Annotated in this window: 5 protein-coding genes; 4 read left to right on the top strand and 1 reads right to left on the bottom strand. The window is 30.2% G+C overall.

Going from position 1 to position 7259, the window contains the following annotated elements; translation table 11 throughout:
* The first annotated feature begins 659 nt into the window (after nucleotides 1–659).
* The 4 genes from KQI30_RS16115 to spoIVA all read left to right on the top strand — a co-directional run bounded on the left by KQI30_RS16115 (nucleotide 660) and on the right by spoIVA (nucleotide 6085).
* Nucleotides 660–1994 carry a DUF512 domain-containing protein gene (locus KQI30_RS16115; protein ID WP_216464371.1) on the top strand — a complete coding sequence of 445 codons (1335 nt, stop codon included), beginning with the start codon at nucleotides 660–662 and terminating at the stop codon, nucleotides 1992–1994.
* Entirely contained in the window at nucleotides 1991–3307 is a 1317-nt protein-coding gene (gene der, locus KQI30_RS16120; RefSeq protein WP_216464375.1) for a ribosome biogenesis GTPase Der, read from the top strand. Before KQI30_RS16115 ends, der begins: the two co-directional genes overlap by 4 nt.
* A gap of 1 nt (nucleotide 3308) precedes the next feature.
* Nucleotides 3309–4298, top strand: a complete 990-nt coding sequence (locus tag KQI30_RS16125) for an NAD(P)H-dependent glycerol-3-phosphate dehydrogenase (protein WP_216464372.1) — start codon at nucleotides 3309–3311, stop codon at nucleotides 4296–4298.
* Between the two features lie 308 nt (nucleotides 4299–4606).
* Nucleotides 4607–6085, top strand: coding sequence for a stage IV sporulation protein A (gene spoIVA, locus KQI30_RS16130; protein ID WP_216464373.1), 1479 nt, complete (start codon nucleotides 4607–4609; stop codon nucleotides 6083–6085).
* A gap of 124 nt (nucleotides 6086–6209) precedes the next feature.
* Here the strand turns inward: spoIVA and KQI30_RS16135 are convergent, their stop codons facing one another.
* Nucleotides 6210–7133: a dipeptidase gene (locus tag KQI30_RS16135; protein ID WP_216464374.1), complete on the bottom strand. Its 924-nt coding sequence runs from the start codon at nucleotides 7131–7133 to the stop codon at nucleotides 6210–6212.
* Nucleotides 7134–7259: the final 126 nt, after the last annotated feature.

Raw genomic sequence — 7259 nt, forward strand, 5'->3', positions numbered from 1 at the left:
TTGAAAAGCGTTAGCTATACAACTAGTATACTTATACAATATAAAAATAGATATAAGTTGATATGAAATTCTAAGAAATATCGAGTAAATAAGAGAATAATAAACTACAAGGAGAGAGTGATGGGTGAAATTCCCTTTGGGGAATTCCTGAGATTTTAAGTACCACAATTTTATGTATAGAATAAGATAGTTTTCTTAATGTACTTGTATTTGATATAGAACTGTTACGGGAGGCTAATGAAGGTTGCACCTTCATATAGCTTGGACTAGGCATCTATGATTCTTAGAAAACAACACTTAAATATAATAGTTTTATATATATGTTTTATTTGAAAATCTACATCATTAAATGAAATAAGATAAACAACTTCTAACATAAGTTTCTTATCAATGTAGATTGTTTTTTAGAACTTATATATATACACTAAATACATCTATAAATATAACTTACACTATTCACCATTCACTCTTACCTATTCATTCTGAAACTGTGAACTGTTTGAATTGCGAATTGTCACGCTAAAATCTAGTGTGGCACTATTTTTTTGCAAAAAATTCCGTTTTTCTTGACTAAAATTATAGTAAAATGGTAAGATTACATGATGTTAATAGTATCTAACCATAGATATACTATTAAGAAAACCTATGGAGGTAAAGTGATGAGAAATTTAATTTCTAAAGTACTTGATGGTAGCATTGCTGAAGAGGTTGGGATAGAAAAGGGGGATAAGTTACTTTCTATCAATGAAAGTGATGTTAAGGATATCGTTGATTATAAATATCTAATTGTTGATGAAGAAGTAGTGTTAGAAATAGAAAAAGAAGACGGAGAAATATGGGAAATTGAGATAGAAAAAGAATATGGTGAAGATATAGGGTTAGAATTTTCCGAAGGAATTTTAGATGAACCTATGAAGTGCCATAATAAATGTATATTTTGTTTCATAGATCAAAATCCTAAAGGTATGAGAGAAACATTATATTTTAAAGATGATGATAGTAGACTTTCATTTCTTCAAGGAAATTTTATAACTATGACTAATATGAAGGAAGAAGATATAGATAGGATTATAAGATATAGAATAAGTCCTATAAATATATCAGTTCATACTACAAATGGCGAGTTAAGAAAAAAGATGCTTAATAATAGATTTGCCGATAATGTTTATCCAAGAATGCAGAGGTTAGCAGAAGCAGGGATTGATATGAATGCCCAAATAGTAGCTGTTCCAGGATATAATAATGGAATAGAGTTAGTAAATACAATAGAAGACTTATATAAATTATATCCACATATCAATAATGTTGCTGTAGTACCAATTGGTGTTACAAAATTTAGAGAAGGTTTAAAAAAAGTAGAGACTTATGATGCTGAGAAAGCAAATAAAGAACTAGATTTGATAGAGAAGTTACAGAAGAAGTACTTCAAAGAGATTGGAGAGCCTTTTGTAAGATTATCAGATGAATTTTATGTTGTAGCTGGTAGAGAAATACCTGATGCAGAATTCTATGGAGAGTTTGATCAAATAGAAGATGGCGTTGGTATGATAAGAACTTTTAGAGATGCTATAGACAATGATTTACCAAAGTTAAATGAAAAGGCTGTAGGCAAATTTACAATGCCAACAGGAGTTTCTGCATATGAAGAAATAAAAAGTGCTGCAGAAAAAATTATGAAGAAAAATCCTAACATTAAGATAGATGTTGTAAAAGTTATAAATAAGTTTTATGGAGAAAAAATAACTGTTACCGGGCTTATTGTTGGTGAAGATTTAATTAGTAGTCTAAGGAATAGAGATAATGGTATAATACTATTGTGTAGTTCTATGTTTAGAAAAGGATATGAACCAGGAGATGAATCAGAAAAAATAATGTTAGATAATACTACATTAGATGATATAAAAGAAGCATTGGACACAAATGTAGTAATTGTTGATTTCACAGGTGAAGACTTAATAGACACTATAAATAAATATTGTCATGAGGAGGAATAAAAATGGCTATAGTTGCAATCGTTGGACGTCCTAATGTAGGAAAATCTACTTTATTTAATAAATTAGCTGGTAAGAGAATAGCTATTGTTGAGGACAGACCAGGAGTTACAAGAGACAGAATATACGCAAAAACTGAATGGGTAGGAAAAGAATTTACTATTATAGATACTGGTGGGATAGAACCACAAAGTGATGATATAATTCTTGCACAGATGAGAAGACAAGCACAAATGGCAATAGAAACAGCTGATGTAATTATGTTTTTAGTTGATGGAAAAACAGGTCTTACAGATACAGATAGAGAAGTTGCTCAAATGCTTAGAAAAAGCAATAAGCCAATAGTATTAGTAGTTAATAAGGTGGATAGAGTTATAGAAGAAGAAAATAAATATGAATTCTATAATCTAGGAATTGGAGATCCAGTGGCAATTTCTGCTGCACAAGGACTTGGTCTTGGTGATATGCTTGATGAAGTTGTTGCTAATTTCAAAGAAGATGAAGTTGTTGAGGAAGAAGAAGAAAACATAAAAATAGCAATGATAGGAAGACCGAATGTAGGTAAATCTTCTTTAATAAATAAAATTTTAGGAGAAGATAGAAATATTGTTTCAAATATACCAGGTACAACTAGAGATGCTATTGACTCACCAATAGAAAATGAATTTGGTAAGTTTACATTAATAGATACTGCAGGACTTAGAAGAAAGAGCAAGATAAAAGAGGAAATAGAAAGATATTCTGTTGTAAGAACATTAGCTGCAATAGAAAGAGCAGACGTATGTATACTTATGGTGGATGCAACAGAAGGTGTAGCTGAACAAGATGAAAAGATTGTAGGTTATGCACATGAATTAGATAAAGGTATAATTGTAATAGTTAATAAGTGGGATCTTATTGAAAAAGACGATAAGACAATGAAGAATTATACAGATGATTTAAGAACAAAGTTATCTTTCTTAGCTTATGCACCATTTTTATTTATTTCAGCTAAAACTGGTCAAAGAACACAAAAAGTACTTGAATTAGCTAAGAGTGTGTATGATAATTACAATAAGAGGGTATCTACTGGTGTATTAAATGATGTAATAGCTAATGCAGTGTTAAGACAAGAGTCACCAGTAACACATGGTAAAAAGATGAAGATATACTATGTAACTCAAGTAGCTACAAAGCCACCAACATTTGTATTCTTTGTTAATGATCCAAGTGCATTACATTATTCATACCAAAGGTATCTTGAAAACCAATTGAGAGAGAATTTTGATTTTAAGGGAACAGGAATTAAACTGATCTTTAGGGAAAGGAAGGAATAACATGGCTGTTTTAACCTTTATAGGAGGAGGAAGTTTTGGTACTGCTCTTGGAGTACATTTAGCTAAGAACGGGCACACAATAAAAATTTGGGATATAGATGAAAAAAATATAGAAGATATAAATGTAAAGAGAGAGAATGTTAAGTATTTGCCAAAGGTAATGATACCTTTTAATGTAATTGCTTATAATAACTTAGAAGAAGCATTAAGAGATTCTAAATACGTATTTTTATCAGTTCCATCACATGTAATAAGAACTGTATGTAAGAATATTAAACCATATTTAAGTAGCAATCAAGTTATTATAAATATGGCAAAAGGAATAGAAGACAATACATTTAAAAGACTTTCAGAAGTAATATCAGAGGAGCTTACTGATAATAAAGTTGCTATTATATCAGGACCTTCTCATGCGGAAGAAATAGCACAAGATTTACCTACAACTTTTGTAGTTTCTTCTCTTGATACAACAGTATCAAAGGAGATACAAGAGATATTAACAACACCAAGAATAAGAAGTTATACAAATGATGACTTAGTTGGTATAGAAATAGGTGGAGCATTTAAAAATATAATTGCTCTTGGTTGTGGTATTTCTGATGGTTTAGGCTTTGGAGATAATACTAAGGCTGCCATAATGACAAGATCTATGAATGAAATGATAAAAGTTGGAGAAGTATTAGGTGGTAAAGACCAAACTTTTTATGGCTTAACAGGTATGGGAGATTTAATTGTTACTTGTACATCAATGCATTCAAGAAATAGAAGAGCAGGTATACTTATAGGAAAAGGTGAAAGTGTAGATGCTGCTTGCAAAGAAGTAGGAATGGTAGTAGAAGGTGTTAAAGCTACAAAAGCATTCTATCATTTAGCTAAAAAATATAATTTATCATTGCCAATAACAGAAAACCTATATCAAACATTATTTGAAGGAAAAGACGTTAATAAGGCAGTACATGATTTGATGTCTAGAGAAAATAAATCAGAGTAAAAAGGTTGCTTAAAGCAACCTTTTTTTAATTGGCATTTTACAATTCACATTTCACAATTAAGGTTAATTTTCCTCTGGGGAGGAAAATATTATAATCCTGCGGATGGCTAGTGCGTTGGAGTGAAATAATAAAATGGAATTTCTATACATTATGGCTATACATCAAGCTAGATGAAAGTGTAGTTTTCATTAATTGTAAATTGTAAATAGAGCACTGTGAATTATTCAAATAATTGGTATATAATTTTCTTTATCATAATACATATATATTGTTAATAAAATATAAAACCACCGTTAGGAGGGGAAATATGGAGAATTTTGATATATACAAAGATATAGCAGAACGAACTCAAGGCGATATATATGTAGGGGTTGTGGGTCCTGTTAGAACTGGTAAATCTTCATTTATAAAAAGATTCATGGATCTTATGGTTATTCCTAATATTGAAAATGCATTTAAAAAGGAGCGAGCTAAGGATGAGTTGCCACAGAGTGGATCAGGAAAATCTATCCATACAATGGAACCTAAATTTGTACCTAATGAAGCCGTTAGCATGAGTATCGGAGATGGGGTAAATTTTAAGGTTAGAATGGTAGATTGTGTTGGCTACATTGTAAAGGGTGCTTTAGGGTATAGCGAAGGTGAAAAACAAAAAATGGTTAATACTCCTTGGTTTGATTATGAAATTCCTTTTGAAGAAGCAGCTGAAATTGGCACAAAAAAGGTAATAAATGATCACTCTACAATAGGACTATTAGTTACAACAGATGGTTCAATAACTGATATAAATAGAGAAGAATATGAAGATGCAGAAGAAAGGGTAGTTAATGAATTAAAATCTATTAATAAACCTTTTGTGATGATATTAAATTCTTCAAAACCACATGAATCAGAGACAACAGAGCTTTGTAAATCTTTAGAGGACAAGTATGATGTGCCAGTTATAATTATGGATGTAATAAATATGCAACAAGAAGATATAACTGGAATTTTTCAAAGAATACTGAAGGAATTTCCAGTTAAAGAAATTAACATTGATATACCAGAATGGATAGAAAACCTTAATATAAATCATTGGCTAAAAGTCAATATTATGAACATAGTTAAAGATATGAGTAAAAATATTTTTAAGGTTAGAGATATTAGGAAGACCATTGATTGTTACAAAGATGTTGATTTCCTAGAGGATACTCATATAGAAGAAATGAATATGGGAGATGGTACAGCTAAAGTTACCTTTGTTCCTGGAAAGGATACTTTTTATAAAGTTTTGAGTGAATATTGTGGTTGTGAAGTAAATTGTGAAAGTAAACTTTTAAGTATAATGAATGATTTTTATAAAGCTAAAGTAGAATATGACAAGATACAAAAAGCATTAGAGGATGTAAAGGAAACAGGGTATGGGCTTGTAGCACCACAACTTACAGAAATGAAATTTGAGATACCAGAGAAAGTAAAAAGGGGTAGTGGATATGCTGTTAAATTAAAAGCTAGTGCTCCATCATTCCATTTTATCCGTGCTGATATAGAAACAGAGATATCTCCGATAATAGGTACAGAGAAAGAATCAGAAGAAGTAATTCAATCTCTTCTAGAACAGTTTGAAGGCGATATGAGTAGAATTTGGGAGAGTAAGATTTTCGGAAAATCCTTAGAAGTTCTAGTTAAAGAAGGATTACAAAATAAATTATATAAAATGCCAGAAGATGTTCAGCATAAAATTCAAAGAGCGTTAGAAAAAGTTATAAATGAAGGAAATGCAGATTTAATTTGTATTCTATTATAGCAATAAGAAAATATAAAGTAGTAAAAGGACTTCTCTAAGAATGGTAGGAGTTCTTTTATTTATGTATCAGTGCACAGATACAAGGCACAGGTATATATCAGTTCACAGTGCACTGTGAACTACTTTAACTGTGCACTGATTTTAGGATTCTTTCTCCATTTTTATAAAAAAACTTTTCTATCATATCTTCACTAAAGTATTTTCTAAGTTTGTCATACAACTTATATAACTCAGTAAAGTCTTTCATTTCTACATTGCAATCAATGCCGTCGTAATCGCTACCTAGCGCTACAATATCAGATCCACCTATATTATAAAGATGAAGTATATGTTTTATCATATCATCGACCATTGAGGTTTCACTGTTTCCTAGAAATTTATTATAGAAATTAACACCGACAATACCCCCTCGATTTCCGATAGATTTAATCATATAGTCTTCTAAATTTCTAGGGTGATTTACTAAAGCTCTACAATTAGAATGAGAGGCAATAACAGTGCCGTTACTCTCTTTTATAACGGAATTAAAGCCGCCGTCGGATAAATGAGAAACGTCTATTATCATATTAAGATTGTCCATTTCTTTGATAAGTTCCAACCCAAATTTTTTTAGAGGTTTTTCTTTGAGTTTGTAATTAAAGTTTGGATATCCAATTTCGTTTTCAAAATTCCATGTTAATGTTAATAGTCTAACGCCTCTATTATAAAAATGATATAGGTTTTCTATGGATCCTTCTAGTGCTTCTCCACCTTCAATAGAAAGAAAAGCTGAAGTTTTACCATTATTTTTATTTTGAAGATATTGATTATAATCTGTTGTTTTATCAAGATTATCACATTCTTTAATAGAAGATTCAAAAACATCAATTAAATTATTGCAAAATTCAAATGGTTTTAGAGTTTTACTTATATCAATATAGGCTGCAAAAAATTCAGCTAGAGAATTTTCTATTTTTTTGCTATCAATTGAATAAGAATTTTCTTTTAATGATCCACCTTCTGTTGCAATTTTGTATATTGTGTCACAATGGAAGTCTATAAATTTCATAAAAATGCTCCTCGTATAATTAATTTTGTAGTGAATTTAATATGTATTTCCAGTAATAAAATTCACTACAATATGCTAAAGATTACTGGAAATTATATAGACTGTATAGAATTACTCCTAAATGTC

It is taken from the genome of Clostridium bornimense, assembly GCF_018917145.1.
GTDB classification, from domain to species: domain Bacteria; phylum Bacillota; class Clostridia; order Clostridiales; family Clostridiaceae; genus Clostridium_AN; species Clostridium_AN bornimense_A.

Bases quoted from the DNA above. Each gene is read 5' to 3' on its own strand.
- KQI30_RS16115 (WP_216464371.1), top strand. From the start codon at position 660: ATGAGAAATTTAATTTCTAAAGTACTTGATGGTAGCATTGCTGAAGAG.
- spoIVA (WP_216464373.1), top strand. From the start codon at position 4,607: ATGGAGAATTTTGATATATACAAAGATATAGCAGAACGAACTCAAGGC.
- KQI30_RS16135 (WP_216464374.1), bottom strand. From the start codon at position 7,133: ATGAAATTTATAGACTTCCATTGTGACACAATATACAAAATTGCAACA.
- KQI30_RS16125 (WP_216464372.1), top strand. From the start codon at position 3,309: ATGGCTGTTTTAACCTTTATAGGAGGAGGAAGTTTTGGTACTGCTCTT.